Raw genomic sequence first — 23,703 nt, 5'->3', positions numbered from 1 at the left:
ATCCGTGGGCGCCGCGGCGCCGAACCACTGATGTCCCCCGGCACCCGCCGGGGGTGCAGACCGCACCCGGCTCCGACCTGAGGCAGACTTGTCCGCGTGCCAACCGCCAGGACCAGCGAACCCGACGCCCTCGACGCAGCGCTCGTCGCCTGCGCCGCCGGTGGCACGGACACGTTTGCTCACGTCTACGACGCGTTGTCACCCGCCGCCTACGGCACCGCCCTGGGCGTGCTGCGCGACCCGGACCACGCGGCGGAGGTGACCCAGGAAGTGATGATCGAGCTCTGGCAGACCGCCGCGCGCTTCGACCCCGCCCGCGGCTCCGCGCGCACCTGGGTCGTCACCCTCGCCCGACGGCGCGCCGTCGACCGGGTGCGCTCGGAGCAGGCCCGCCGCCACCGCGACCAGCGGGACGTGGACCAGGCCGGCGCCGCGGCGGAGTACGACGTCGTCGTCGAGCACGTCGAGCAGCGGCTCGAGGCCGCCGTCGTGCGGCGGTGCCTGGGATCCTTGACGGACACCCAGCGCGAGGCGGTGCTGCGCGCGTACTACGGCGACCGCACCTACCGCGAGGTCGCCGACGACCTCGGGGCGTCCCTGCCCACCGTCAAGAGCCGCATCCGCGACGGGCTCATCCGGCTTCGCAACTGTCTGGGGGTTGACCATGGCTGACCACCACGACACACCGCGTGCGCAGGCCTACGAGCTGCTCGCCGCCTACGCGATGGACGCCGTCGACGACCTCGAACGACGCGCCGTCGAACGTCTCCTCGCCACCGACCCTGACGCGCGCCGCGAGCTCGACGAGTACCGGGAGGTCGTCGCGGCCTTCACGGTCGACGAGCGACCACCGGCCGCGCTGCGTGACCAGGTGCTCGCCCGGGTCGCGGGTGAGCCGTCCGCGCCGTCGTCCGCGCCGTCGTCCGCACAGTCGTCGTCCGTACCGGTCCGCACCGCCCACCGCCCGGCCGCACGCCCGCTCCGGCGGCGCCTGGCCGCGCTCGGTGTGGCCGCGGCCGTGGTGGCCGCCGTCGCGGTGCCCACCACGATCGCGATCCAGTCCCACACCGCCCAGCGCGAGCTCCAGGCGGAGTCCGACATGATGGCCGAGATGCTCGCCGACCCCGACGCCCGCATCCTCACCGCCGACATGAGCGGCGGGGGTGAGGTGAGCGCTCTGGTCTCCGCCGGGCACGTCATGCTCTCCGCCTCCGGGATGAGCGACCCGGGCCAGGACCAGGACTACCAGCTGTGGGCCATCAGCGGGGACACCATCACCTCCGCCGGCCTCATCCGGCCGCAGGACGGCTCGGCGTCGGCCCTCGTCGAGGCCACCCCGGGCACGATGCTCGCGGTGACCCTCGAGCCGGCCGGCGGCTCCGACCAGCCCACGACCGACCCGCTGGTCGCGGTGCAGACCTGACCTGGTCCTGAGTCTGGTCCTGCCACACCGGTGTGCCACACCTGTCTGACCGCTCTGCCCTCGCGGCTGCCTCCGGGCACAACTCAGGCCCGCTCCCCGAAGGGAGCGGGCCTGTGCCCGGGGGGTCTCTGTCACATCATCGGCATGAGAACCGTGTCGATGAGGTAAACGGTCGCGTTGGCCGTCACGACGCCGCCGCAGACGACCATGGAGTCGTTGACCATGAGCTCGTCACCGGAGCCGGCGACCGTGACGGTCCCGCCCTGGACGGTCGTGTGCTCGCCGACGATCTGGTCAGGGGTGAGCTGACCGGGGACCACGTGGTACGTGAGGATCGAGGACAGCGTGTCCGTGTCCGTCTTGAGCCCCTCGATGGTCGCGGCGTCGATCTTCGCGAACGCGTCGTCAACCGGCGCGAACACCGTGAACTCGGCGCCGTTGAGGGTGTCGACGAGGTTGACGTCGGGGTTGAGCTCGCCGCTCACGGCCGCGGTCAGGGTGGTGAGCATGGGGTTGTTCGAGGCAGCGACGGCGACGGGGTCGGTCGACATGCCGGTGATCGAGCCTGCGCCGTCGGGAACGGCGGCCGCGTAGGCGGCGCAGTCAGGACCGACGAGGTTCGCGGCCGGGTCGGCCATCATCGCGTCGTCCGTGGGATCCATCGTCGAGTCCTCGGTCATCGCGGGCGCCTCGGTGGTGCTCCCGGCTGCGGGCGTCTCGCTCGCGGTGTCGTCGGTGCTGCAGGCCGACAGCCCGAGCAGGGTGAGGACGGCGGCGCTGGTGATCATGTACGTGGTGCGGTTGCGAACGTTCATCGGAGACTCCTCGGCTTGTCGCCCCACGGCCTGCGGGGCGTCTCACACCAAGGTTCGGAGACGGGGTGGGGGGTGGATGGGTCCGGATGGGAAGGAGTTCTCTTCCTAGTACGTGAATGCCGAGATGCGCTTCCGCAGGTCGGCGGACATCCGGGCGAGCTCATTGACGGAGCCGCCCATCTGGGCCAAGACCTCGCTCGACGTGGCGGCGCCGGACGCGACCCCGGCGATGTTGTCCGCAATCTCCCCGGACCCGGTGGCTGCCTCGGTGACCGACCGGGACATCTCGTTGGTGGTGGCGGTCTGCTCCTCGACGGCGCTGGCGATGGTGAGCTGGTAGTCGTTGATGGAGGCGATGATCGCGCTGATCTCGCCGATCGCGACGATGGCACCGGTGGTGTCCGCCTGGATGGCTTCGACGCGGCGGGTGATCTCCTCGGTGGCGCGGGCGGTCTCGCTGGCGAGCTCCTTCACCTCACCGGCCACGACGGCGAAGCCCTTGCCTGCCTCCCCTGCCCGAGCAGCCTCGATGGTGGCGTTCAGAGCGAGCAGATTGGTCTGCTCGGCGATGGACGTGATCGCCTTGACGACGTTGCCGATCTCCCCGGTGGACACTCCGAGCTGGGTGACCATGTCGTTCGTGGAGGCGGCCACCCCGGTGGCGTGGGTGGCGACCTTGGCGGCCTCGTTGGCGTTCTGGGCGATCTCCCGGATCGAGGCGCCCATCTGCTCGGCGCCCGCTGCGACGGTCTGCACGTTGCGGGAGACTTCCTCGGCGGCAGCCGCAACGACCGCGGCGCGTGCGCTGGTCTCCTCCGACCCGGCGGTCACCTGCGTGTTCGCGGCCGAGAGCTCCTCGGCTGCGGCGGCCACCGTCTGAGCTGTCTCCCCGACCCCGGCCAGGGTGGCGCACAGCGACGCCTGCGCTCGGGCGAGCGAACGAGCCATGTCACCCACCTCGTCGCGGTTCGGGATGTCGGTGGTGACCGTGAGGTCGCCGTCGGCCATCGCGGTGAGCGCGGTGTTGCACTGCCGGAGCGGGCGCACGATCGACCGCGTGATGCCGGTGCCGAGGCCGACGGCGATCAGGACCGCGAGCGCACCGGCGAGGATCACCTGCAGGCGCGAGCCGGACGCGGCGGCGACGGCCTCGGCGTCCAAGGCGGAGATTCGGGAGTCAACGCTCACTTGAAGGTCGGTGGTGGTGGTGAGCAGGTCGCTCCAGGAGGTGTCGAGGCCCCCGACCAGGATCCCGTGGGCGGCGTCGAGAGACTGCTCGGTGCCCTCGGAGATCAGGTCCAGCATCGAGTCGGTGAGGGCGAAGTAGTCAGCCCACTGGGTCGCCAGGGAACCCACGAAGGCTTGCTCGGAGTCGGTCAGGGGATGGGCCGCGAGCGCTGTCAGGAGTGCGTCGCCCGCCACCCGCGACTCGTTCAGTCCCAGGATGGTCGAGTTGTCGGCTGCGACCGCCGCGGCAGGTCCCTCGACGAGCGCATCGACGAACAGGTAGCCCTGCCACCCGCTCACGTCGGCGTCGAGGTAGCGCAGCTCCAGCACATCGGTCCGCAGCGCATGCAGCGCGGTGGTCTGCTGTGCCACCTCACGCTGGCGGATCGAGCCGTTGAGCCCCGCGGCGGCGACGACGACGAGGAGCACGCACAGCACGGTGAACGCCGCGGCGAGCCTGCGGCCGAGGGACAGGTAGGTCAGTGGATTGCGCACGCGAAGCTCATTTCGTCGACCTCGGCACAGCGCCGTTGGTGATGGCCGGACCATTCGGTCCGGACTCGAGGGTGGCCTTGCGGCGGCCCTGTCACAGGCCCTATCGACCGACCGGCGTCCCTTCGTACCCAGACGGGCCGCCGAGATGATGTGACCTTGGCTGCTCGCGGTCACCCGGACCCATCCGACCAGGCCACCGCCCCGAACCTGTGCCATGGAAACCCTCATTCTCATCGGGCTCATCGGTGGCCTCATCACCGGTATCTCACCGTGCATCCTGCCGATGCTCCCGGTGATCTTCTTCGCCGGCGGGGTCGAGGGCGCTCGCCCCTCCACGGCAGCCTCCGGAACGGCGCCGGCCTCTGCTCCGACCTCGGCGCTGTTCGCGGGCCTGCCCACGGCAGTGCGCGTGGACGCCAAGGGCAAGGTCGCCGTGGCCGAGCGCCCCGCACCCACGGACCGCCCGGCGACCCGGAGAGGCAACCGCGCACCGGCTGCCGACAACCAGGCCACCTCCCAGCGCGCCCGTTCCTGGCGTCCCTACCTCGTCATCTCCGGGCTCGTCGTGAGCTTCAGCTTCTTCACGCTGCTCGGCTCGCTCATCCTCGGTGCGCTCGGCCTCCCCCAGGACCTGCTGCGCTGGGTGGGACTTGTGCTGCTCGCCCTCATCGGCCTCGGCATGATCATCCCCCAGCTCGAGGAGATCATCGAGAAGCCCTTCCAGCGGATCGCCGCGATCGGTGCCCGCCGCAGCTCGGGCAGCAAGGACCGCGGTGCCTTCATCCTCGGCCTGGGCCTGGGAGTCCTCTACGTCCCGTGCGCCGGCCCCGTCCTCGCCGCGATCACCGTCGCCGGGGCCACCGGGAACATCGGCCCCGGGACGGTGGCCCTCACCGTGTCCTTCGCGATCGGTGCAGCCATCCCGCTGCTCGTCTTCGCCCTCGCCGGGCGCCGGGTCGCCGAGCGGGTCGGCGCCTTCCAGAAGCACACCCGTGGCATCCGGATCGCGGGCGGGGTGGTCATGATCGCCCTCGCCGTCGCTCTCGCCTTCAACCTCCCCGCCTACCTCCAGCGAGCGCTGCCCGACTACACCGGCGCCCTCCAGGAGCAGGTCGACGCCTCCGGCACGGTCCGGGAGGCCCTCGACCTGGGCGGGATCGTCACCGACGAGAACCGTCAGCTGTCCAACTGCTCCAACGGCGCGGACGTGCTCGAGAGCTGCGGCCCGGCCCCCGCCCTGTCCGGCATCACCACCTGGCTCAACACCGAGGAGAACGCCCCGCTCACCCTCGAGGAGCTCCAAGGCGACGGCAAGGTCGTGCTCATCGACTTCTGGACCTACTCCTGCATCAACTGCCAGCGCGCCATCCCGCACGTCAACGCCTGGTACGACACGTACAAGGACGTCGGCAAGGGCTTCGAGGTCATCGGTGTGCACACCCCCGAGTTCGCCTTCGAGCGGGAGACCCGCAACGTCATCGCCGGCGCCGAGAGCCTCGGCGTGACCTACCCGATCGCCCAGGACAACAGCTACTCGACCTGGACCACATACCGCAACCGCTACTGGCCGGCGCAGTACCTCGTCGACTCCGACGGCACCGTGCGGCACATCCGCTTCGGCGAGGGTGGCTACGAGACCACCGAGGCGCTCGTGCGTGAGCTCCTCACCGCCGCCAACCCCGGCGTGACCCTGCCCGAGCCGACCACCGTCATCGACTCCACCCCGCAGGCCACGACGACTCCGGAGACGTACTTCTCCGTCAACAAGATCGTCAACTACTCCGGCGCGCCGTCGTACGCCGCCGGCGAGGGCGTCTACACCGCGAGCGCCGACCAGCCCGCGGACACCTTCTCCCTCGACGGCACCTGGACCGTCGACTTCCAGGGCGCCACAGCAGTGTCCGACGACGCCCGCATCCAGCTCGCGTACAGCGGCACCGACGTCTTCGCCGTCCTGGGCGGGGAAGGCACGGTGACGGCGACCGTGCGCGGGGCCGACGGCACGACCGAGACTCGCGAGATCGAGGTGACCGGCAACCCCACCCTCTACCCGATCCTCGAGGGAGAGTCAGCAACCACGGGCATCATCGACCTCGAGCTGCCCCCGGGCGTGCAGGCCTTCACCTTCACCTTCGGGTGAGCGCGGATCCGACGTAGCCTGGGACCAGCCCCCCACCACCCGAGGAGAACCATGCCCTGGACCGTCAACGCCGTCGTCGCGCTCGCCAAGGGCGAGCCCGTCTCGACCGTGCAGATCATCGTCCCCGACCCCGGGGCCGGCGAGGTCGTCGTCGACATCGCCGCCTGCGGCGTCTGCCACACCGACCTGCACTACCGCGAGGGCGGGATCACCGACGACTACCCGTTCCTGCTCGGCCACGAGGCCGCCGGGACGGTCGCGGCGATCGGGGAGGGCGTCGAGAACGTCGTCGTCGGGGACACGGTCGTGCTCAACTGGCGCGCGGTGTGCGGGCAGTGCCGGGCCTGCCGTCGCGGCCGCCCGCAGTACTGCTTCGACACGCACAACGCGACCCAGAAGATGACGCTGCTCGACGGCACGCCGCTGAGCCCCGCGCTGGGCATCGGGGCTTTCGCCGAGAAGACCCTCGTGGCCGCCGGCCAGGCGACCAAGGTCGACCCGGGCGTCGACCCCGCGGTCGCCGGGCTGCTCGGCTGCGGCGTGATGGCCGGGCTGGGGGCTGCGGTCAACACCGCGCCCGTCCAGCGCGGGGACACGGTCGCGGTGATCGGCTGCGGCGGCGTCGGCTGCGCGGCCGTGGCCGGAGCGGACCTCGCCGGGGCCCGCCGGATCATCGCGATCGACCTCGACGACTCCAAGCTCGAGTGGGCCCGGACCCTCGGGGCGACCCACACGATCAACTCTTCCGGCCTCGACACCGACGGGGTCGTCGCGGCGATCGCCGAGCTCACCGACGGCTTCGGCGCAGACGTGGTGATCGACGCCGTCGGGCGCCCCGAGACGTGGAAGCAGGCCTTCTACGGCCGCGACCTCGCCGGGACGGTCGTCCTCGTGGGTGTCCCCACGCCCGAGATGATGCTCGAGATCCCGCTCGCCGACGTGTTCGGTCGCGGCGGCGCGCTCAAGTCCTCCTGGTACGGGGACTGCCTGCCCGAGCGGGACTTCCCGGCGCTGCTGGAGATGTACTCCCAGGGCCGGCTCCCGCTCGACGCCTTCGTCTCCGAGCGGATCGGGCTGGGCGACGTCGAGCAGGCCTTCGCCACGATGACGTCCGGCACCGTGCTGCGCTCGGTCGTGGTCCTTTGACCGCGCGCGTGGAGCACCTGGTCACCTCGGGGACCTTCTCCCTCGACGGGCAGACCTTCGACGTCGACAACAACGTGTGGATCCTCGGGGACGACTCCGAGGTCGTCGTCATCGACGCCCCGCACGACGTCGAGGCGATCGTCGCCGCGGTCGCCGGGCGCACAGTGGTCGCGGTCCTGGCCACCCACGCCCACGACGACCACGTCCGCCAGGCCCCCGAGCTCGCGGAACGGCTGGGCGCGCCGATCTGGCTGCACCCGGCCGACCGGGAGCTGTGGGCCCTCACCCACCCGGGCGAGGCACCCACCCACGACCTCGCCGACGGCCAGGTGATCACCGTCGCCGGGACACCCGTGCACGTCCTGCACACCCCCGGTCACAGTCCCGGGTCCGTGTCCTTCTCCGTGCCCGACCTCGCCGTCGTGTTCACCGGCGACACGCTCTTCGCCGGCGGGCCGGGGGCGACCGGACGCAGCTTCAGCGACTTCCCCACGATCGTCGAGTCGATCCGGACCCGGCTGCTCACCCTGCCGGCCGAGACGGTCGTGCACACCGGGCACGGCGACTCCACGACGATCGGGGCCGAGGCCCCGCACCTGGCGGAGTGGATCGCCCGCGGGCACTGACCTCGAGCCTGCACGAGGACCGGTCACGCCTGCGTGTGCGACCGGTCCTCCCCGGCAGGACCGCGCTGCCGTGCCTATGCTCGAGTCAACGGTCACCGTCGACGCGTGCCCGGTCAGGAGGCAATGATGTCTGCTCGTCCAGTGCGAGTCGTGGTGTACGGCTGCGGGAACATGGCCCGGGTGATCGTGGGATACCTGGTGGAGAAGGGTGCGGAGGTGGTCGGGGCGATCGACACCGACCCCGCGCTCGTGGGGCGGGACCTCGGTGAGGTCGCCGGGCTCCCGGAGCCCCTCGGGGTGACGATCTCCGACAACGCCGACGGCGTGCTCGACGCGACCATGCCCGACATCGTGGTGCTCACCCTGCTCTCCCTCATGGGCGACATGGAGCTGCCTTTCGAGGCGTGCGCCTCGCGCGGCATCAACGCGGTGTCCACCTGCGAGGAGGCGTTCTTCCCGTGGAACACCTCCCCCGAGATCACCGCCCGGCTCGACGAGCTCGCCCGGCGCAACGACTGCACCCTGCTGGGCACCGGCTACCAGGACGTCTTCTGGGGCAGCCTGGTCACCGCGGCGGCCGGCGCGACCCACCGCATCGACGCGATCCGCGGGTACTCGACCTACAACGTGGACGACTACGGCATCGCCCTCGCCCAGGTGCACGGGGTCGGGCTGGACCCTGCCGCCTTCGAGGAGCAGATCCGCGCCGCAAACGTGCCCTCCTTCGCCCTCAACGTCCCACCCTGGCTGGCCGGCGCGCTGGGCCTGGACGTCACCGGGATCGTCCAGGAGCTCGAGCCGATCCTGTCCAGCACCCCTCTCACCTCCGCCACCCTGGGCCGGGAGATCCCGGCGGGCGAGGTGATCGGCATGCTGGCGCGGGCCACCGCGACGACCGAGCAGGGCGCGACCCTGGTCATGGAGGTCGTCGGGAAGGTCTACGGCCCGCGCGACGTCGACCACAACGACTGGATCATCGAGGGTGAGCCGCGGATCGATCTCGTGGTCACCGAGCCGCGGACGGTCGAGCTCACCTGCGCGACGACGGTCAACCGGATCCCGCAGGTGATCGACGCCCCGGCCGGCTTCGCGACCGGCGACCAGCTCGGACCGGTCGCCTACGTCCCGGGGCTGCTCACCACGACCCTCGGCATCGACTGATGCCGCTCGAGCCAGACCCGACCCCACGGCTGGTGCTGCTGCGCCACGGGGAGACCCAGTGGAGCCGCGACGGTCGCCACACCGGGCGCACCGACCTGCCGCTGACCAGCGACGGCGAGGCGCAGGCGGTGGCCGCCGGCTACTTCCTCGCCCTGACCTCCGCGGCGCGCAAGCGGCACTTCGGGCAGGTGCGCACGAGCCCGCTGCTGCGGGCCTCGCACACGACCGAGCTGGCCGGGTTCCCCGACGCCGTCGTCGACCCCAACCTCATGGAGTGGGACTACGGCCAGGTCGAGGGGCGCACCTCCGACGAGGTGAGCGACGACGTCGGGCACCGGTGGGACATCTTCCAGGACGGGGTGCACGACGGCGCGGCCCCGCGGTCGGGCGCCTCGCCACCGCCCGGGGTGTCCGAGGGGGAGACGCTCGCCGACGTGGCCCGGCGGGCCACCCGCGTCATCGAGGACGTCACCGGCGTCCTCGCCGCCGGCGAGGACGTGCTGCTCGTGGCGCACGGGCACCTGCTCCGGGTGCTCGGCGCCCTCTGGCTCGACCTCGACCCCACGCAGGGTGCTCGGTTCAAGCTGGGCACCGCCGCGACCTGCTTCCTCGGCCTCGAGCACGGCGTGCGCACCATCGAGTCCTGGAACCTCGTCTCCTGGGAGCAGTGAGGGGTCAGCGGCTCAGTCGCCGGTCCCAGAACTCGTGCAGCAGGTCCGCGGTCGCCGGCGGGTTCTCCTCAGCCGGGCAGTGCCCGGCGTCGGGGATGACCCGGTAGGGGGCAGCGAGCACGTCGGCCATCTCCTTCTGCCAGTCCTGGGGCCAGGCGTCGTCGGTCGCGCCGTGCGCGACGAGCACGGACAGCCCCGTGTCCCGCAGGTCGGCGGTCCGGTCGGCCGGGTCCCACAAGGCGTCGATGGTCCCGCGGAGGCTGTCCGGCGACGTCGCGGCGGCGCGCTCCTTGCGGAAGGCGTCGACCGGCTCGAGGGCGTCGGTGGGCAGCTCGGCGAGCTCAGGGTTCCCGTTCGCCCACAGCCCGAGCGACCCGCCCGCGTCGAGGACCGAGCGCAGGTCGCCCTGGCCCGAGCCGAAGCCGCGCGGCCCCGAGCACAGCAGCACCACGTCGAGGAAGGCCTGCGGCGCGCGCAGCGCGGCGGCCCGGGCGACCAGCCCACCGAAGCTGTGCCCGAGCAGGTGCACGGGCTCCCCGACCCCGACGATGTCGGCGACCTCGCAGACGTCGGCGGCGAAGTCGTCGAGGCGGTAGGAGTCCGGCCCGTCCGGCGCTGCGGAGTCGGCCTGGCCCCGCTGGCTGTAGGCCCAGGCGTCCCAGCCGTGCGCGGCGAGGAGGGGCAGCAGCACGGAGAAGTCCTCCTTGGACCCGGTGAACCCGGGCACGAGGAGGACGGTGCCGCGTGCGGGGGCGGCCGGCTCCGCGCGCAGACCGGTGAGCTCACCCACGGACGTCCTGATGGTGACCGGTGCGACGCCGTCGGGCAGCGGGATAGGTCCGAAGGCCGCGCCCGGGCGGACCAGCACGCCGGGGTCGGGGTTGACGGGAGGCGCTGCTGCGAGCGGCACGGGAGCTGGGGGGGCGTTCGTGGTCATGGTTGACGACCCTACGGTGTGCGGCACCGGCCCGTCCTGCCCAACGGTCCCGGATGGGGACCTCTCCACCTGTGATCATGCGCACGCGGGCGGTTGACACGGGCTCCCGATCCTGTCATTGTACTAATGTATTGATTCATTGTCCGTCGGTGTCGACGTCAGGAGCATCACCTTGCGCGCTTTCATCTGGATGTACGTGATGCTGGCTGTGATGATCGGCGGGCTCGTGCTCATCGTGGTCGCGATCACCGTCGCTTCCTCCTCCCGGCGCCTCCGCGCCGCCGATCCCGAGCGGCCCTCGCTGGCGGAGGCCGCCCGCAGCCACGCCCTCCGGATCCACGTCGCCGCCTGGTGCGCCCTCCTCGCAGCCGCCGTCGCCGTGCTGGCCGTCGGCTCCGCGGCGGACGGCCTGGAGGCCGGCCGGATCACCGGCCTGGTGCTGGCCGCCGGGGGCCTGGCCTTTCTCACCGTCTCCGCCCTGGGAGAGGTCACCTGGCCCCGGCCCAGCGGCGCGGTCCGCACCGCGACACTGACCCGCCGGTCCGTCACCGACGTGACGCCCCGTCCCGCCGCCCTGCTCCTGACCACCGCAACCACGCTCCTCGTCGCCGCCCTGCTGGTCGGCGGGCTCACCGCGAGCGCCGACGGGCGCAGCTACGGCCGGTCGCAGACCGCGTCCGACGGCGCCGTGACGACGTGGTCCTCCGGCCCCTACCCGGGCTGGTTCTACGCCGTGCCCTTGCTCCTGGCCGCCGGCGCGATCCTCGTCGCGGGCATCGGCTGCCTGGTCCTCATCGCCCGGCGCCCGGCGATCTCGGACGCGTCACCGGCCTGGGACCTGGCCCTTCGTCGCCTGAGCGCGCAGCGTGCGCTCCGCGGTGCGACGCTCGTCCTCGGCGGGACCGCCGCCCCGGTCTACGGCCTCCTGGCGCTGGCGTTCTTCCGGGAGGGGCCGATGGTCGTGGCGGTCGTCTTCCTCCTCGGGGTCCTCGCCTCGATCGGTGTCGCGGCGACGGCGATCGCCCTGCCCGGGGCGTTGGTGCCCGCCGCGGCCGCGCGCCCGGACACGACGCCGGGCACCGCCGGCTCCGCGACCACCGTCGCGCGCAGCACCCGGTGGACCACGTGACGGGCGACCTGCAGATCACGATCGACCTCGAGTCCGGCGTGCCACCCTACGAGCAGATCCGCGCCCAGATCATGGGGCACGTCTCGGCGGAGAACCTCCGTGCCGGCGACCGGCTGCCACCGATCCGTGCGCTCGCGACCGACCTGGGCCTCGCCGCGGGCACCGTCGCCCGCGCCTACCGCGAGCTGGAGCTCGCCGGGGTGGTGACCACGCGGCGTCGGGCCGGGACGGTCATCGCCGACGGCGCCGTGGCCGCGGACGTGCTGGTCCAGCAGGCCGCGCGGGCCTTCGTCGACCAGGTGCGCGCCACCGGGCTGCCCGACGACGCGATCCTCGACGCCGTGCGCGGCGCGCTGCTCAGCCCGCCGCCGCCCTGACGTCGGATTCGCCCTGGCCCAGGGCCGGCTCGAGCCACCCGAAGACCGCGCCGAAGAACGCGCTGCGGGCCGGCTCCGCGGACAGGGCCAGGTCGTGGATGCCTCCGTCGACCTGGACGACCGTGACCTGGTCGCCCAGCGCGGGGGCGCGGGCGAGGATCTGGGCGACGTCGAGGACCGCGTCGACCCGGTGCAGGTCGGGGTTGTCGGCGCGGTTGTGCCCGCTGCGCAGGGAGGTGCACACGAGCACCGGGCAGTCGAGGTCGAGCCCGCGGGCCAGCCGCGCCTGCCCCGCGCGGATCGCCCGGAGCCAGCCGGCGAGCACCGCGAAACCCTCCGGCGGCTTAAGCCGGCGGTCGTACTCCCACTCCCCGCCCGTCTCCCGGTGCAAGGACCGCGAGTACTCCGACGGTCCGTGCTGCACGACGACGTACCGCGCCCGGCCCCCGACCATGTCGAGCAGCGCCGTGCCGATCACCCGGTCGAACCACGGCCGGTTGAGGTCGAACCAGGGGCTGTTGAGGACGAGCGCGTCGACGGTCGCCCGCCCGGTCGCGCTGTGCGCCCACAGCGCCGCGAGCAGCCCACCGGTCGAGTGCCCCATGAGCACGAGCCGGTCGTAGCCGAGCTCACCGCGGATGACCTGCGTCGCCGCGGCCAGCTCCTCGCCGTACTCCCGCAGGTCCGTGCAGAAGTTCGGGGTCTGGTGGGGCAGCAGCGAGCGCCCGTAGCCGCGCAGGTCGATCGCGAAGAAGTCGATCCCGTGGTCGGCGAACTGGCCGGCCAGATGGGTCTGGAAGAAGTAGTCGACGAAGCCGTGGACGTAGAGCACCGCGGTGCGCGGGGTCTCGGGCGCGGTCTGGGGCGCGGTTCGGGGCGCGGTTCGGGGCGCGGTCTCCGGGCCGTCGAGGGTCGCCTGCCGGGTGATGAGCGTCGCGACGACCTCACCCTCGGCGTTGGACCGCAGCGGCAGACTCCGCGCCAGCCAGTCCCCACCGAGTGCGTCCGGGTGCCACAGGACCGGCGGGTGCGTGTTCGTCATGGGCATCAGTCAACCACCGCCGCGCGGTGGCGTCCCGCCACCACGGTGCCACGATGGGAGGACCATGACCATCGCGATCGCCAGGTGACCGACATGTCGCAGCTCCGCGCGCACAACCTCTCGATGTCCCTCGACGGCTTCCTGGCTGGTCCCGACCAGAGCCTCGACGACCCGCTCGGGGTCGGTGGCCTGCGCCTGCACGAGTGGGCTCTCGCCACGCGCGTCCTCCGTGAGGGGCAGGGACTCACCGGTGGGTCGACCGGCCTCGACAACACCATCGCCGCCCGCGGGGAGACCGGCATCGGCGCGACGATCATGGGGCGGAACATGTTCGGCCCGGTCCGCGGTGAGTGGCAGTCGTGGACGGACACGCACGGCGGTGAGGCGTGGACCGGCTGGTGGGGCGAGCACCCCCCGTTCCACCACCCGGTGTTCGTGCTCACCCATCACCCGCGCCCACCGCTGGTCATGGCCGGCGGCACGACCTTCCACTTCGTCGACGGCGTCGGCGACGCCTACGCCCGGGCCATCGACGCCGCCGGGGACCTCGACGTGCGCCTGGGCGGCGGGGCGTCCACGATCCAACAGTTCCTGGCCGCGGGCCTGGTCGACGAGATCCACGTGGCCCTCGTCCCGATCCTGCTCGGCTCGGGCGAGCGGCTCTTCGGCGATCTCGGCCCGGAGGCCGGTGACTTCGCCTGCGTCGAGATGGTGTCCTCCCCCGCGGTCACCCACATCCTCCTCGTCCGCCGCCGGGTGACCCGCCTGGGGCCCACCGATGACGACTCATCCTCGCAGGTCGCCGAGCTTGACCGGGAGCAGCAGCGCCAGGCCCGCAGCGAGCACCACGAGCAGTCCGAGGATGCCCCAGTGCTGGCCGTCGAAGACCGTGATGGCGACCGCGAAGGCGGCGGGGGCGAGGAAGCTCGCCGCCCGGCCGGTGGTGGCGTAGAGCCCGAACATCTCGCCCTCGCGACCGGGCGGGGTGAGCCGGGCGAGGAGCGCCCGGCTCGCGGACTGCGCCGGTCCGACGAAGACGCACAGCGCGAGGCCGAAGGTCCAGAACACGGTGGCACCGCCGTCATGCGCGGCGAGCACGACTGAGCCGGCCACGAGCATGCCGACGAGGGCAGCGACGATGACAGCCTTGGCACCGACCCGGTCCTCGGCGTACCCGGCGGCGATCGTGGCGAGGCCGGCCACGACGTTGGCAGCGATCGCGAACATGATGACGTCGCTCGCGGTAAAGCCGAAGCTCACCGAAGCGATGATGCCGCCGAAGGTGAACACCCCGGCCAGCCCGTCGCGGAACACCGCGCTCGCGAGCAGGAACCACACGGTGCGACGGTCCGCCCGCCACAGCGCCGCGACGTCGGCCGCGAGCCTGCGGTAGGACGCCGCGATGCTCAGCCTCGTGCGGGGTCCCTCGGCGGGCACCTCGGGGACGGCCCGCAGCACGGGGATGGCGAAGGCACCGAACCAGAGCGCGGAGAGCAGGACCGCGACGCGGATGTTCATTCCGCCCTCCCCGGTCACCCCGAACCAGCCGACGTCGGGGTTGATGAAGCCCGTGAACAGCACGAGCAGGAGCACGATGCCGCCGAGGTAGCCAGCACCCCACCCCAGGCCGCTGACCTTGCCCACGGTCGCCGGGGTGGACACCTGGCTGAGCATCGCGTTGTAGCTGACCGAGGCCAGCTCGAAGAAAATGTTGCCGAGGGCGAGCAGCACGATGCCGAGCACGATGTTCTGCTCGAGCGCGGCGGGGTCGGGGGTGATGAGGAACATCGCGGCCATGAGGACCACCACGACGGCAGTGTTGATGCCGAGCCAGAGCTTGCGCCGCCCTGAGCGGTCCGACCGTGACCCCAGGACCGGGGCGAGCAGCGCGATGAACAGCCCCGCGGCGGCCACACCCCAGCCGAGCCACGTCGAGTGCTGGGCGAGCACGGAGTCGAGGACCGCCTGGGCGGGTGAGTTCTCTCCCCCGACCTCGGCGGCGCTGACCACGTCCGCGTCGACGAAGGCACTGCTGGTGATCCACCGGGTGAACACGAAGGTCGTGACGACGGCGTTGAAGGCGGCCGAGCCCCAGTCCCACAGCGACCACGCGACCACGGCCCTGCGGCCGAGCCGCTGGGCGGAGACTGGCTGGTGGGGCGGGAGGGCGGGGGCGAGGTCGGTCGCTCGGGTCGCGTCCGGAGCCGGGTCGGTGCCAAGAGTCATGGGCGCACCGTAGCGGATCCAGGTGACTGCCCAGCGCCGCTAGAGTGTCACGCCCACCAGCACGGGCTCGGCGTCCAGCTCGATCCCGAAGGTCGCCGCGACGCCGTCGCGCACCGTGCGGGCGAGGCGGACCACGTCCGCTGCGGTGGCCGACCCCCGGTTCGTGATCGCGAGGGTGTGCTTGGTGGAAAGGGTCGCCGGGCTGTTGGGCCCGTCCACCCCGTAGCCACGGCCGAAGCCCGCGTGCTCGATGAGCCACGCCGCGGACGTCTTGATCACCGAGGCGTCGATCTGGCCCAGGCTCGGGCCGGTCGTGGTGATCGGGGTCGCCGAGCGGACCGGGAAGACCGGCGCGCCCTCGGGCAGGTCGCCCGCGAGCTCGGCCGGCAGGATCGGGTTGGTGAAGAAGGATCCGGCGCTCCACCGGTCGTGGTCGACGGCGCTGCCTGCGTCGCTGCCGGCGTCGAGCAGCATGCCCTTGCTGCCGCGCAGCTCCAGGACGGCCTCGCGGACGGCGCTGCTCTCGGTGCGCTCGCCGACGGCGACGTCGAGGCGGCGGGCGAGCTCGGGGTAGGCGACCGGGGTCGAGAGGGAGCCGAGGCGGAGCTGGAAGGTCACGTCGAGGACGACGTACCGCGGGCTCGGGTACCACGGAGCGAGCGGGTCGGTAGGCTCCCCCGGCGCCAGCTGGGTCGAGCGCTTGAGCATGGACGTGCGGTAGCCGAAGCCGAGGTCCGTCAGGGCGAGGGTGCGCACCCGGCCCTGGCCGCGGTCCCAGACCCGCACGCTGGCCACCGTCCCGGAGACCTCCTGGCCGTAGGCGCCGATGTTCTGCACCGGCGCCGCGCCGACGGTCCCGGGGATGCCGGAGAGCGCCTCGACCCCCACCCACTCGTTCGCGACCGCCTCGGCGACGAGGGCGTCCCAGGTGTGGCCGGCCGGGACGGTGATGCTCGCCCCGCCGCACGTGTCGGAGCTGTCCACGGTGATGCCGCTGCGGGAGTCCCGCAGCACCACGCCGGAGAATCCTTCGTCCGCTACGAGCAGGTTGGACCCTCCGCCGATGACGAGCAGCGGCTCGCCGGCGTCGTCGGCCGCGCGGACCACGTCGATGAGCTCGGCCTCGGTGGAGGCGGTGACGTAGGCGTCGATGACTCCTCCCACGCGCAGCGTGGTGAGGTCGGCGAAGGTGGGCTCGGACAGGGTGGGGAGGTCGACGGTCACTTCACCAGACTAGTTCGGCCCGGCACCCGCCGTCGCTCCCGTTCCTCGGGCGTGGCCACGACCGAGGACACGAGCAGACCGAGCAGCACGGGGATCGCGATCGAGAGCAGGGAGTAGCGGAAACCGATGTGGTCGGCCAGCTCCCCGAGGATCGGCGGGCCGGCGAAGAACGCCGTGTAGCCGATCGTGGACACGACGCTCAGCCGGCCCGCCGCACGGGCGGGGTCGTCGCTCGCGGCGCTCATGCCGACCGGGAAGCCGAGCGCGGCGCCCATCCCCCAGGCGACGATGCCGACGAGGGCGAGCGGCAGCCACGGGGAGAGGCCGAAGATCGCGAGGCCGACCAGCGCCAGGACCGCGGACAGCCGCAGCACGTACACCCGGCCGCGGGAGTCGAGCAGGGCGGTGCCCAGCAGGCGCATCCCGGTCATCGCGGCGAGGAACACGAACAGCGCCATCGCCCCGACGGCGTGCCGGTCCTGGTACCCGTCGAAGCCGTCGACGACGGAGATGCTCAGCCAGTCGTTGGCGGCGCCCTCGGTGAGCGCGGCCGCGAGGACCACGAGACCGATCAACAGGGTGCGCCGCTCGAGCCACGCAGCGAAGGGGTTGTCCTTGGCCGGTGGAACGACTGGAACCACGGGGATGGCTGGGTCCACGCCGTCGAGGTCGGGCTGGGCGCCGACGGGAGCGACGGTCTCGGCGTCGGGCAGCAGGTGACGGACGCTGACCAGGACGAGCACGAGGGAGACCAGCACCGCGACGGTGATGTGGGTGAACAGCGGCAGGTCGAGCCAGGAGGCCAGCGCGCCCATCCCGGCGCCGGCCATCGTGCCGAAGGAGAAGCTCGCGTGGAACCGCGGCATGATCGCCCGTCCCATGCGCTGCTCGACGGCGGCGCCCTCGAGGTTCATCGCCGCGTCCCACACGCCCATCCCCACCCCGGACAGGAACAGTCCCGTCAGAGCCAGGAACAGCGCGCCGTGGCTCACGCCCCAGGCCGCGAGGACGAAGCCGGTGACGTTGATCGCAGCGAAGATCGCGATGGCCTGGCGGCCGCCGATCCGCTGGACGATCCAGCCTGCGAGCGGGAGCCCGAGGATCGACCCGACCGCCGCGACGAGGACCACCCGGCCCATCTGCGCCGGGTCGTAGCCGAGCAGGTCCCGCACGAGCGGGATCCGTGAGGCCCAGTTGGCGAAGTTGAAGCCGCTGAGGAAGAAGACCGCGTAGACCGCCTTCGCAGCCGTGCTCACGACGGTGGACTCGCGGATGCTGCTCATGCGTCGACTCGCTCCTGGGAGGTGTGGTGGATCTGCCCGACCGGACCATCATCGACCACGGGTGCGGGGGTCGGTGTCGTGGGCGCTGCCTCGGCGTCCGCGTCGGGCGCGGCCTTGGGCGCTTCCGGGGCGTGGATGGTCGCGTCCTCGGGGAGGATCTTGGCCACGTGCTTGGACAGCAGCAGGCTCGCGGTGAGGGCGACGACGATGAGGGTGAGGGCGTGCCGGGCGCCGATCGCCTCGGCGGCCAGGCCCAGCAGCGGGGGCGCGGCGAGGGAGGCCATGGAGGCGAAGGCGGAGACGACCGAGACGCGGGCGGCGGCCTTGAGCGGGTCGTCGGAGGCCGCAGCGATCCCGAGCGGGACGGCGAGGGCGGCGCCCATGCCCCACAGCACGACGCCGACACCCGCGACGATGAGGTTGGGTGCGAAGCCGAAGAGCAGCAGCCCGACGATCGCCACCACCCCGGACAGCCGCAGCGTGGTGACGCGGCCGTAGCGGTCGATGAGGCGAGCGCCGAACATCCGGATGAGAGTCATGGCGGTGACGAACGCACCGAAGACGAAGGCCCCGGTGGCCTCGGTCTCGGCGAACCCGTCGACGACGGCGATCGGCAGCCAGTTGTTCGCCGAGCCCTCCGAGAGCGCCGCGGCCATGACCACGACACCGACGAACAGCGTGCGCGGCTCGCGCCAGGCACCCAGGGCCGAGCCCAGGCTCGCCCGGCGGGCACCCATGGCGGCGCGGGCGCCGGTGGTGCCCGGGGCCGGGACGAGGACGCCGGCGCGGATCTCTGCCTTGCGGACCCGCGTCGAGCGCGCGCTGTCTGCGCGGTCCCAGCGGACGGCGTCGGGCAGGTGGGTGTCCAGGACGACGTGCGGGATCGCGATGAGACGCCAGATCAGCGTGAGGGTGGTGACCGTGAGGAACTGCGCGAGGACGGGCACGCCGAGCATCGAGCAGGCTGCCCCGATGAGGGAGCCGAGCACCGCGCCGATCGAGAAGGCGGCGTGGAACTGGGGCAGCACGGCGCGGCCCATGCGGCGCTCGACCGCGGCGGTCTCGACGTTCTGGGGGACGTTCATCAGCGCGATGCTCATGCCGTTGAGCACCAGACCGAAGGCCAGGATGGCCGTGGAGCCGACGGTCGGGCCGATGCCCTCCAGCGCGAGGGCGAAGAAGCTGCCGATCGCGGCGACCACCAGCACTCGGCGACCGCCGAAGCGCGCCACGATCGACCCGGCGAGGGTGACCGCCACGAGTGACCCCAGGGCGCCCGCGAGCAGCACCATGCCGAGCTCGGAGGTGCTCAGCCCGAGCATCTCGCGGATCGTGGGCAACCGGGCGAGCCAGCTGGACATGCTGATCCCCAGGAGCAGGAACAAACTCAGCAGGAACATCCGCGCGCGGTGGACCTGCTGTTCGGGAGTGGAGAGAGCCTTGATGCCGTGTTCCTCGTATTCGAATCGATTCGATAGCCTCCCACGATCGTATCGAATCGTTTCGAGGTTGAACATCAATTCTCGGGTACGCTGGCGTCGTCCGTCAATTGGGAACGTGGAACGAAAGTGTGAGGTTGACGTGTCGGCACACAAACCGACCCTTGCGAGCGTCGCGGAGGCCGCGGGAGTCTCGCTGTCCACCGCCTCGCTCGCCTTCGCCACGTCCGGACCCATCGCCGAGAAGACCCGCGCGAAGGTGCTCGCCGCCGCCGACCTCGGCTACCGCGGTCCCAGCCCGCTCGGTCGCCAGCTCCGCTCCGGGCGGTCGGGCATCGTCGGGGTGGTCATCGGCGACAAGCTGCGCCGCAGCTTCCGCGATCCCGTCTCGATCCAGGTGCTCGACGGCCTGGCCAGCACCCTCGGCGCCCTCGACCTCGGCGTGCTGCTCATCCCCGGCGCGCCCCCGGTCGACGGGCGCCGCGTCGTCGCCCCGCTCGTCGAGTCCGCGGGCATGGACGTGGCCGTCCTCATCTGGGGCGTGCACGCCGACGATCCCACCCTGGACGCGCTGCAGCGCCGCGGCGTCCCGGTCGTCGTGGGCGAGGGGCACCCGGTCGAGGGCGCCCCGCTGGTCGGCATCGCCGACCGCGCCGGGACCGCCGAGCTGGGCCGCTACCTGCTCGGCCTGGGTCACGAACGCTTCGGCGTCATCTCCCTGCCCTTCGGCTTCACCCGCCGCTCCGGCGAGGTCGACGCCTCCATCACGCCCGACTGGACGCCGACCAAGCATCGCCTCGAAGGCCTCGCCGACGCTGGGATCACCCCGACCATCTGCTGGGAGGCCGAGGCCTCCCTCGTCGAGCAGGGGCACGCCGCAGCCCTCGCGATCCTCTCCCCCGAGCGCTTCCCCGACCCCTCCCAGCGCCCGACGGCGATCGTCGCCCAGTCCGACCTGCTCGCCGCGGGCGCCATCCTCGGCGCCCGCGAGCTCGGGCTCCGGGTCCCGCAGGACGTCTCGATCGCCGGCTTCGACGGGCTCGACCTGCCATGGCTCGGGGCCGACGTGCTCACGACGGTCAGGCAGCCGCTCGCGGAGAAGGGCGAGGCCCTCGGCCGCGCCGTGGCGGACCTCCTCGCGGGCGAGGCCCCCGGGGTGACGATCCTCGACGTCGACCTCGTCATCGGCACGACGACGGCCGCCCCGAGCGCGTAGCGGCTCGAGGGCGCGAGCGGCTCGAGCCGGTCGCGCGCCTGGGAAGGTCTGCGGCGACCGCCGCGAGGGCCGGCCGGGGTGGGTCAGAGTGCGACGACAGCCTGGGACTTGCCGAGGACACGCGAGCCGTCGAAGGTGACGGTGAGGTCCACGCGGACCCTGGCGGCGTCGAGGTCGATCACGGCGACCACGCCGGACACCTCGATGACTGCCTCGCCCGGGTTGGGTACGGCGACCGGGCGGGTGAACCGGGTCTGATAGTCGACGACGGCTCCGGGATCCCCGGCCCAGTCCTCGACGAGGGCGACAGCGGCACCCATCGTGAACATGCCGTGGGCGATCACGCCGGGCAGGCCGACGCTGACGGCGAAGACGTCGTTCCAGTGGATCGGGTTGAAGTCACCGCTCGCCCCGGCGTAGCGGACCAGGCGGGCCCGGTCGACGACCACGCTGCGGGAGCCGATGACGTCACCGACGGTGAGCGTCGTGATGTCGGGACGGACCGAGGTGCTCACAGGCCCTCTCCTCGCACGGCGAGCGTCGACGTGACCGTCGAGACGAGCTCGGTGGGCGGCGCGGCGTCGGGCTGGGCGGCGTCGGGCTGGGACAGCGCGTGGATGTCGCAGCGGGTGGTGACCATGGCCAGACCGGCGCGCTCGGTGATCGAGACGACCGTGAGCATGGTGACCAGCTCGTCACCGGCCCGGATCGGGCGGTGGTGGACGAACCGCTCGTCGGCGTGCACCACCCGGGTGAAGTCGACTCCGGCGGCCGGGTCTTCGATGTACTGCGCCTCGGCCCGCTGGGCGACGATGACCGCGAAGGTCGGCGGGGCGATGAGGTCTGGATAGCCCAAACCCCGCGCAGAGTCCACAGAGTGGTGCGCGGGGTGGGTCGAACCTGTCGCAGCGGCGAACTCCCGAATCTTCTCCCGACCAACCGAGTACGGGGCGTTGGCCGGATACTCGCGCCCGACATAGTCGAGGTTGACGGAAGAAGTCGTCATCGCTGCAGGGTGCTGACCGAGAGGGTCAGCGGGTCTCGCGGTGGGCGTTGTGCTTGCCGCAGCGCGGGCAGAACTTCGCGAGCTCGAGACGGTCGGGGGTGTTCCGACGGTTCTTCTTCGTGATGTAGTTGCGCTCCTTGCACTCAACGCATGCAAGCGTGATCTTGGGGCGAACGTCAGAACTCTTAGCCACGGTCGTGCCACCTCTCGCGCCGCCGGGGCGCTACGTACTTCGTTGACGCGCGCCGCCGGCCGGCGCGCGCAGTGTTACCAGTGCTGGTAGCGGGGGCGGGGCTCGAACCCGCGACCTCACGATTATGAGCCGTGCGCTCTGACCAACTGAGCTACCCCGCCGCATCGATGTTCAGCGACCGGCGTGAGAGCAATGTTCCCACGCCGACCTACATCTCACCAACAGAGCCCCCGATGGGAATCGGACCCATGACCTCAGTCTTACCAAGACTGCGCTCTACCACTGAGCTACGGGGGCAGCGCGGAAAACGATACATGCATGTGGGCTGGTTCATGAAATCGGCCCTGGTGGGCTGATCTCGTCCCTTGCGATCCGCGACGCGCCAACGATACATGAGCGTGGGACCACCCCGCGCCACGCGCCCACCCCACCCGCTCCCCCGCGCCCGGCTCCGGCCTCCCGCCCCCGTCCCTCGCCCGCAATCCCGTGGCCTCCGCGCGCCCGAACTCGTGAACCACCCGCCGAGCTCGTGAGCCACGGCCGTTCATGCCGGGCCGCCGGACGTGGCTCACGAGCTCGGCGAGGCGCTCACGAGGTCGGCGGTCGGCTTGGGGGTTTGACGACGTCGGCAGCAACGTCCAGGAGTCGGGAACCCCTCGGCACGGGGACGCACAAAGGGCGCCATCCGCATGGATGGCGCCCCGGTGTGTGGCAGCTGAGGGATTCGAACCCACGTAGCATTACACGGCAGATTTACAGTCTGCTCCCTTTGGCCGCTCGGGCAAGCTGCCTAGCTTCTCCCTGGGATCTGGACCGACGGCGTGAGCCGCAGAACCGATCTGCAGGAGCGAGACAACGATACAAGACAGAGCGGGTGATCGGAAATCGACGCCTTGCCTCGTACCGTTGGCTCGTGACGACGACCACCCCCGCCCCACCCTCCGACGTCTCGACCGACCCGTCCAGCTCGATGCGGTGGGGCCTCACCCTGGGCATCGCCTGCTACACGATGTGGGGCGCGCTCCCCCTGTACTTTCCGCTGCTCGAGCCCGCCGGCGCGCTCGAGATCATCGCCCACCGGATCGTGTGGAGCCTGCTGTTCTGCCTGATCCTGCTGCTCCTCACCCGCCAGCTCGGCGGCTACCTGACCGTCCTGCGCTCGGGCCGGCTCATGGCGGCGCTGTCCGTGGCTGCGGTCCTGGTCGCGGCGAACTGGGTCATCTACGTCTACGCCGTGACGTCGGGGCAGGTCATCGACGCGTCGCTGGGCTACTTCATCAACCCCTTCGTCACGGTCCTGCTCGCCGTGGTCGTCCTCAAGGAGCGCCTGCGCCCCGCGCAGTGGGTGGCGCTGGGCTTCGGGATGGCGGCGGTCGTCGTCATCACCGCGGGCATGGGCACCGTGCCGTGGGTCTCGCTCGGGCTCGCCCTGAGCTTCGGGTTCTACGGCCTCATCAAGAACCGGGTCGGGCGGGACGTCACAGCCATCCCCGGGCTGGCCGTCGAGACGACGGTGCTCGCCCCGGTGGCGGCGGGCTACCTCGTGTGGCTCACCGTCCAGGGCACGAGCACCTTCCTGCACGACGGCGCGGGGCACGCCCTCCTGCTCGCGTCGTCGGGCATCGTGACGGCGCTGCCGCTGCTGAGCTTCGGCGCGGCCGCGCGGATCCTGCCGCTGCGCGTCGTCGGCATGCTGCAGTACATCGCGCCGGTGCTGCAGTTCCTCGTGGGGGTGCTGGTCTTCCACGAGCACATGCCGCCGCTGCGCTGGGTCGGCTTCGCCCTCGTCTGGGTCGCCCTGACCATCCTCACCCTCGACGCCCTCGCCTCCCTCCGAGCCACCCGCCTCCCCCGCCCGGCCCGCCCGGCTCGCCCGACCCGCTGAGTGCGTGATCTTGTACGCGACACGCCGGCGTTTTGCGGGACA

22 protein-coding genes, 3 tRNA genes and 1 pseudogene are annotated in these 23,703 nt (G+C 71.9%); 12 read left to right on the top strand and 14 right to left on the bottom strand.

Annotated elements, in window-relative coordinates; genetic code table 11:
- Nucleotides 1–96 precede the first annotated feature (96 nt).
- On the top strand, nt 97–672 hold the full coding sequence (gene sigK / locus ACWA15_RS03730; protein WP_464058110.1) for an ECF RNA polymerase sigma factor SigK: 576 nt from the start codon (nt 97–99) through the stop codon (nt 670–672).
- Nucleotides 665–1,423 carry an anti-sigma factor gene (locus ACWA15_RS03725; protein WP_464058109.1) on the top strand — a complete coding sequence of 253 codons (759 nt, stop codon included), beginning with the start codon at nt 665–667 and terminating at the stop codon, nt 1,421–1,423. The genes sigK and ACWA15_RS03725 overlap by 8 nt, the downstream gene beginning before the upstream one ends.
- A 131-nt stretch (nt 1,424–1,554) precedes the next feature.
- Here ACWA15_RS03725 and ACWA15_RS03720 read toward each other — a convergent pair whose 3' ends face one another.
- Both ACWA15_RS03720 and ACWA15_RS03715 read right to left on the bottom strand, forming a co-directional pair.
- Complete coding sequence (locus ACWA15_RS03720) at nt 1,555–2,238, bottom strand: fasciclin domain-containing protein (protein WP_464058108.1); 684 nt, start codon at nt 2,236–2,238, stop codon at nt 1,555–1,557.
- A 105-nt stretch (nt 2,239–2,343) separates the two neighbouring features.
- Nucleotides 2,344–3,960 carry a methyl-accepting chemotaxis protein gene (locus tag ACWA15_RS03715; RefSeq protein WP_464058107.1) on the bottom strand — a complete coding sequence of 539 codons (1,617 nt, stop codon included), beginning with the start codon at nt 3,958–3,960 and terminating at the stop codon, nt 2,344–2,346.
- A 214-nt stretch (nt 3,961–4,174) separates the two neighbouring features.
- On the opposite strand from ACWA15_RS03715, the gene ACWA15_RS03710 reads away from it, so the two are divergent.
- The 5 genes from ACWA15_RS03710 to ACWA15_RS03690 all read left to right on the top strand — a co-directional run bounded on the left by ACWA15_RS03710 (nt 4,175) and on the right by ACWA15_RS03690 (nt 9,704).
- Nucleotides 4,175–6,100, top strand: coding sequence for a cytochrome c biogenesis protein CcdA (locus tag ACWA15_RS03710; protein WP_464058106.1), 1,926 nt, complete (start codon nt 4,175–4,177; stop codon nt 6,098–6,100).
- A 51-nt stretch (nt 6,101–6,151) separates the two neighbouring features.
- Nucleotides 6,152–7,246 (top strand): S-(hydroxymethyl)mycothiol dehydrogenase, encoded by a 1,095-nt coding sequence (locus ACWA15_RS03705; RefSeq protein ID WP_464058105.1) that lies wholly within the window; start codon nt 6,152–6,154, stop codon nt 7,244–7,246.
- A complete protein-coding gene (locus tag ACWA15_RS03700) occupies nt 7,243–7,872 on the top strand; it encodes an MBL fold metallo-hydrolase (RefSeq protein WP_464058104.1) in 630 nt (209 codons plus the stop codon). Before ACWA15_RS03705 ends, ACWA15_RS03700 begins: the two co-directional genes overlap by 4 nt.
- A 126-nt stretch (nt 7,873–7,998) precedes the next feature.
- Nucleotides 7,999–9,033, top strand: a complete 1,035-nt coding sequence (locus tag ACWA15_RS03695) for an NAD(P)H-dependent amine dehydrogenase family protein (protein WP_464058103.1) — start codon at nt 7,999–8,001, stop codon at nt 9,031–9,033.
- On the top strand, nt 9,033–9,704 hold the full coding sequence (locus tag ACWA15_RS03690) for a histidine phosphatase family protein (protein WP_464058102.1): 672 nt from the start codon (nt 9,033–9,035) through the stop codon (nt 9,702–9,704). Before ACWA15_RS03695 ends, ACWA15_RS03690 begins: the two co-directional genes overlap by 1 nt.
- Nucleotides 9,705–9,708: 4 nt before the next feature.
- Here ACWA15_RS03690 and ACWA15_RS03685 read toward each other — a convergent pair whose 3' ends face one another.
- Nucleotides 9,709–10,641 carry an alpha/beta fold hydrolase gene (locus tag ACWA15_RS03685; protein ID WP_464058101.1) on the bottom strand — a complete coding sequence of 311 codons (933 nt, stop codon included), beginning with the start codon at nt 10,639–10,641 and terminating at the stop codon, nt 9,709–9,711.
- 172 nt (nt 10,642–10,813) lie between these two features.
- On the opposite strand from ACWA15_RS03685, the gene ACWA15_RS03680 reads away from it, so the two are divergent.
- Together ACWA15_RS03680 and ACWA15_RS03675 are read left to right on the top strand one after the other, a co-directional pair.
- The gene (locus ACWA15_RS03680; protein ID WP_464058100.1) at nt 10,814–11,770 is read left to right on the top strand and encodes a hypothetical protein; all 957 of its coding nucleotides are present in this window, start codon (nt 10,814–10,816) and stop codon (nt 11,768–11,770) included.
- Nucleotides 11,758–12,147 carry a GntR family transcriptional regulator gene (locus ACWA15_RS03675; RefSeq protein WP_464058099.1) on the top strand — a complete coding sequence of 130 codons (390 nt, stop codon included), beginning with the start codon at nt 11,758–11,760 and terminating at the stop codon, nt 12,145–12,147. Before ACWA15_RS03680 ends, ACWA15_RS03675 begins: the two co-directional genes overlap by 13 nt.
- Here ACWA15_RS03675 and ACWA15_RS03670 read toward each other — a convergent pair.
- Complete coding sequence (locus tag ACWA15_RS03670) at nt 12,128–13,189, bottom strand: alpha/beta hydrolase (RefSeq protein ID WP_464058098.1); 1,062 nt, start codon at nt 13,187–13,189, stop codon at nt 12,128–12,130. The genes ACWA15_RS03675 and ACWA15_RS03670 overlap by 20 nt on opposite strands.
- Before the next feature lie 93 nt (nt 13,190–13,282).
- Here ACWA15_RS03670 and ACWA15_RS03665 point away from each other — a divergent pair.
- A pseudogene (locus ACWA15_RS03665) lies at nt 13,283–13,816 on the top strand (dihydrofolate reductase family protein); the annotation flags it as partial.
- A gap of 159 nt (nt 13,817–13,975) precedes the next feature.
- Here ACWA15_RS03665 and ACWA15_RS03660 read toward each other — a convergent pair.
- From ACWA15_RS03660 to ACWA15_RS03645, 4 genes are read right to left on the bottom strand one after another with little or no spacing between them, the layout of a single operon-like run.
- Complete coding sequence (locus ACWA15_RS03660; protein ID WP_464058097.1) at nt 13,976–15,415, bottom strand: MFS transporter; 1,440 nt, start codon at nt 15,413–15,415, stop codon at nt 13,976–13,978.
- A gap of 39 nt (nt 15,416–15,454) precedes the next feature.
- A complete protein-coding gene (locus tag ACWA15_RS03655) occupies nt 15,455–16,639 on the bottom strand; it encodes a UDP-N-acetylmuramate dehydrogenase (protein ID WP_464058096.1) in 1,185 nt (394 codons plus the stop codon).
- Nucleotides 16,636–17,922, bottom strand: coding sequence for an MFS transporter (locus ACWA15_RS03650; RefSeq protein WP_464058095.1), 1,287 nt, complete (start codon nt 17,920–17,922; stop codon nt 16,636–16,638). Before ACWA15_RS03650 ends, ACWA15_RS03655 begins: the two co-directional genes overlap by 4 nt.
- Nucleotides 17,919–19,322 carry an MFS transporter gene (locus tag ACWA15_RS03645; RefSeq protein ID WP_464058094.1) on the bottom strand — a complete coding sequence of 468 codons (1,404 nt, stop codon included), beginning with the start codon at nt 19,320–19,322 and terminating at the stop codon, nt 17,919–17,921. The genes ACWA15_RS03650 and ACWA15_RS03645 overlap by 4 nt, the downstream gene beginning before the upstream one ends.
- A 181-nt stretch (nt 19,323–19,503) precedes the next feature.
- Here ACWA15_RS03645 and ACWA15_RS03640 point away from each other — a divergent pair, with 181 nt between their 5' ends.
- Entirely contained in the window at nt 19,504–20,577 is a 1,074-nt protein-coding gene (locus ACWA15_RS03640) for a LacI family DNA-binding transcriptional regulator (protein WP_464058093.1), read from the top strand.
- A gap of 83 nt (nt 20,578–20,660) precedes the next feature.
- Here ACWA15_RS03640 and ACWA15_RS03635 read toward each other — a convergent pair whose 3' ends face one another.
- The 6 genes from ACWA15_RS03635 to ACWA15_RS03610 all read right to left on the bottom strand — a co-directional run bounded on the left by ACWA15_RS03635 (nt 20,661) and on the right by ACWA15_RS03610 (nt 22,567).
- A complete protein-coding gene (locus ACWA15_RS03635) occupies nt 20,661–21,092 on the bottom strand; it encodes a MaoC family dehydratase (protein WP_464058092.1) in 432 nt (143 codons plus the stop codon).
- Nucleotides 21,089–21,583 carry an FAS1-like dehydratase domain-containing protein gene (locus ACWA15_RS03630; RefSeq protein WP_464058091.1) on the bottom strand — a complete coding sequence of 165 codons (495 nt, stop codon included), beginning with the start codon at nt 21,581–21,583 and terminating at the stop codon, nt 21,089–21,091. Before ACWA15_RS03630 ends, ACWA15_RS03635 begins: the two co-directional genes overlap by 4 nt.
- A 25-nt stretch (nt 21,584–21,608) precedes the next feature.
- On the bottom strand, nt 21,609–21,776 hold the full coding sequence (gene rpmG, locus ACWA15_RS03625) for a 50S ribosomal protein L33 (protein WP_464058090.1): 168 nt from the start codon (nt 21,774–21,776) through the stop codon (nt 21,609–21,611).
- Between the two features lie 84 nt (nt 21,777–21,860).
- Nucleotides 21,861–21,937 (bottom strand) — tRNA-Met (locus ACWA15_RS03620).
- Nucleotides 21,938–22,001: 64 nt separating this feature from the next.
- Nucleotides 22,002–22,073: transfer RNA gene (locus ACWA15_RS03615), tRNA-Thr, on the bottom strand.
- A gap of 412 nt (nt 22,074–22,485) precedes the next feature.
- Nucleotides 22,486–22,567 (bottom strand) — tRNA-Tyr (locus ACWA15_RS03610).
- A 179-nt stretch (nt 22,568–22,746) separates the two neighbouring features.
- On the opposite strand from ACWA15_RS03610, the gene rarD reads away from it, so the two are divergent.
- Nucleotides 22,747–23,661, top strand: a complete 915-nt coding sequence (gene rarD, locus ACWA15_RS03605; RefSeq protein WP_464059401.1) for an EamA family transporter RarD — start codon at nt 22,747–22,749, stop codon at nt 23,659–23,661.
- The last annotated feature ends 42 nt before the right edge of the window (nt 23,662–23,703 follow it).

It is taken from the genome of Sanguibacter sp. TS_SC_8 (genome assembly GCF_055361235.1).
This window is presented reverse-complemented; position numbering and strand designations above follow the sequence as displayed.

What these genes read in the sequence shown, in the direction of transcription:
- ACWA15_RS03710 (WP_464058106.1), top strand. Translation starts at nt 4,175, where the DNA reads ATGGAAACCCTCATTCTCATCGGGCTCATCGGTGGCCTCATCACCGGT.
- ACWA15_RS03660 (WP_464058097.1), bottom strand. Translation starts at nt 15,415, where the DNA reads ATGACTCTTGGCACCGACCCGGCTCCGGACGCGACCCGAGCGACCGAC.
- rarD (WP_464059401.1), top strand. Translation starts at nt 22,747, where the DNA reads ATGCGGTGGGGCCTCACCCTGGGCATCGCCTGCTACACGATGTGGGGC.
- ACWA15_RS03705 (WP_464058105.1), top strand. Translation starts at nt 6,152, where the DNA reads ATGCCCTGGACCGTCAACGCCGTCGTCGCGCTCGCCAAGGGCGAGCCC.
- ACWA15_RS03720 (WP_464058108.1), bottom strand. Translation starts at nt 2,238, where the DNA reads ATGAACGTTCGCAACCGCACCACGTACATGATCACCAGCGCCGCCGTC.
- ACWA15_RS03725 (WP_464058109.1), top strand. Translation starts at nt 665, where the DNA reads ATGGCTGACCACCACGACACACCGCGTGCGCAGGCCTACGAGCTGCTC.
- ACWA15_RS03645 (WP_464058094.1), bottom strand. Translation starts at nt 19,322, where the DNA reads ATGTTCCTGCTGAGTTTGTTCCTGCTCCTGGGGATCAGCATGTCCAGC.
- ACWA15_RS03695 (WP_464058103.1), top strand. Translation starts at nt 7,999, where the DNA reads ATGTCTGCTCGTCCAGTGCGAGTCGTGGTGTACGGCTGCGGGAACATG.
- ACWA15_RS03650 (WP_464058095.1), bottom strand. Translation starts at nt 17,922, where the DNA reads ATGAGCAGCATCCGCGAGTCCACCGTCGTGAGCACGGCTGCGAAGGCG.
- ACWA15_RS03670 (WP_464058098.1), bottom strand. Translation starts at nt 13,189, where the DNA reads ATGACGAACACGCACCCGCCGGTCCTGTGGCACCCGGACGCACTCGGT.
- ACWA15_RS03685 (WP_464058101.1), bottom strand. Translation starts at nt 10,641, where the DNA reads ATGACCACGAACGCCCCCCCAGCTCCCGTGCCGCTCGCAGCAGCGCCT.
- ACWA15_RS03690 (WP_464058102.1), top strand. Translation starts at nt 9,033, where the DNA reads ATGCCGCTCGAGCCAGACCCGACCCCACGGCTGGTGCTGCTGCGCCAC.
- ACWA15_RS03630 (WP_464058091.1), bottom strand. Translation starts at nt 21,583, where the DNA reads ATGACGACTTCTTCCGTCAACCTCGACTATGTCGGGCGCGAGTATCCG.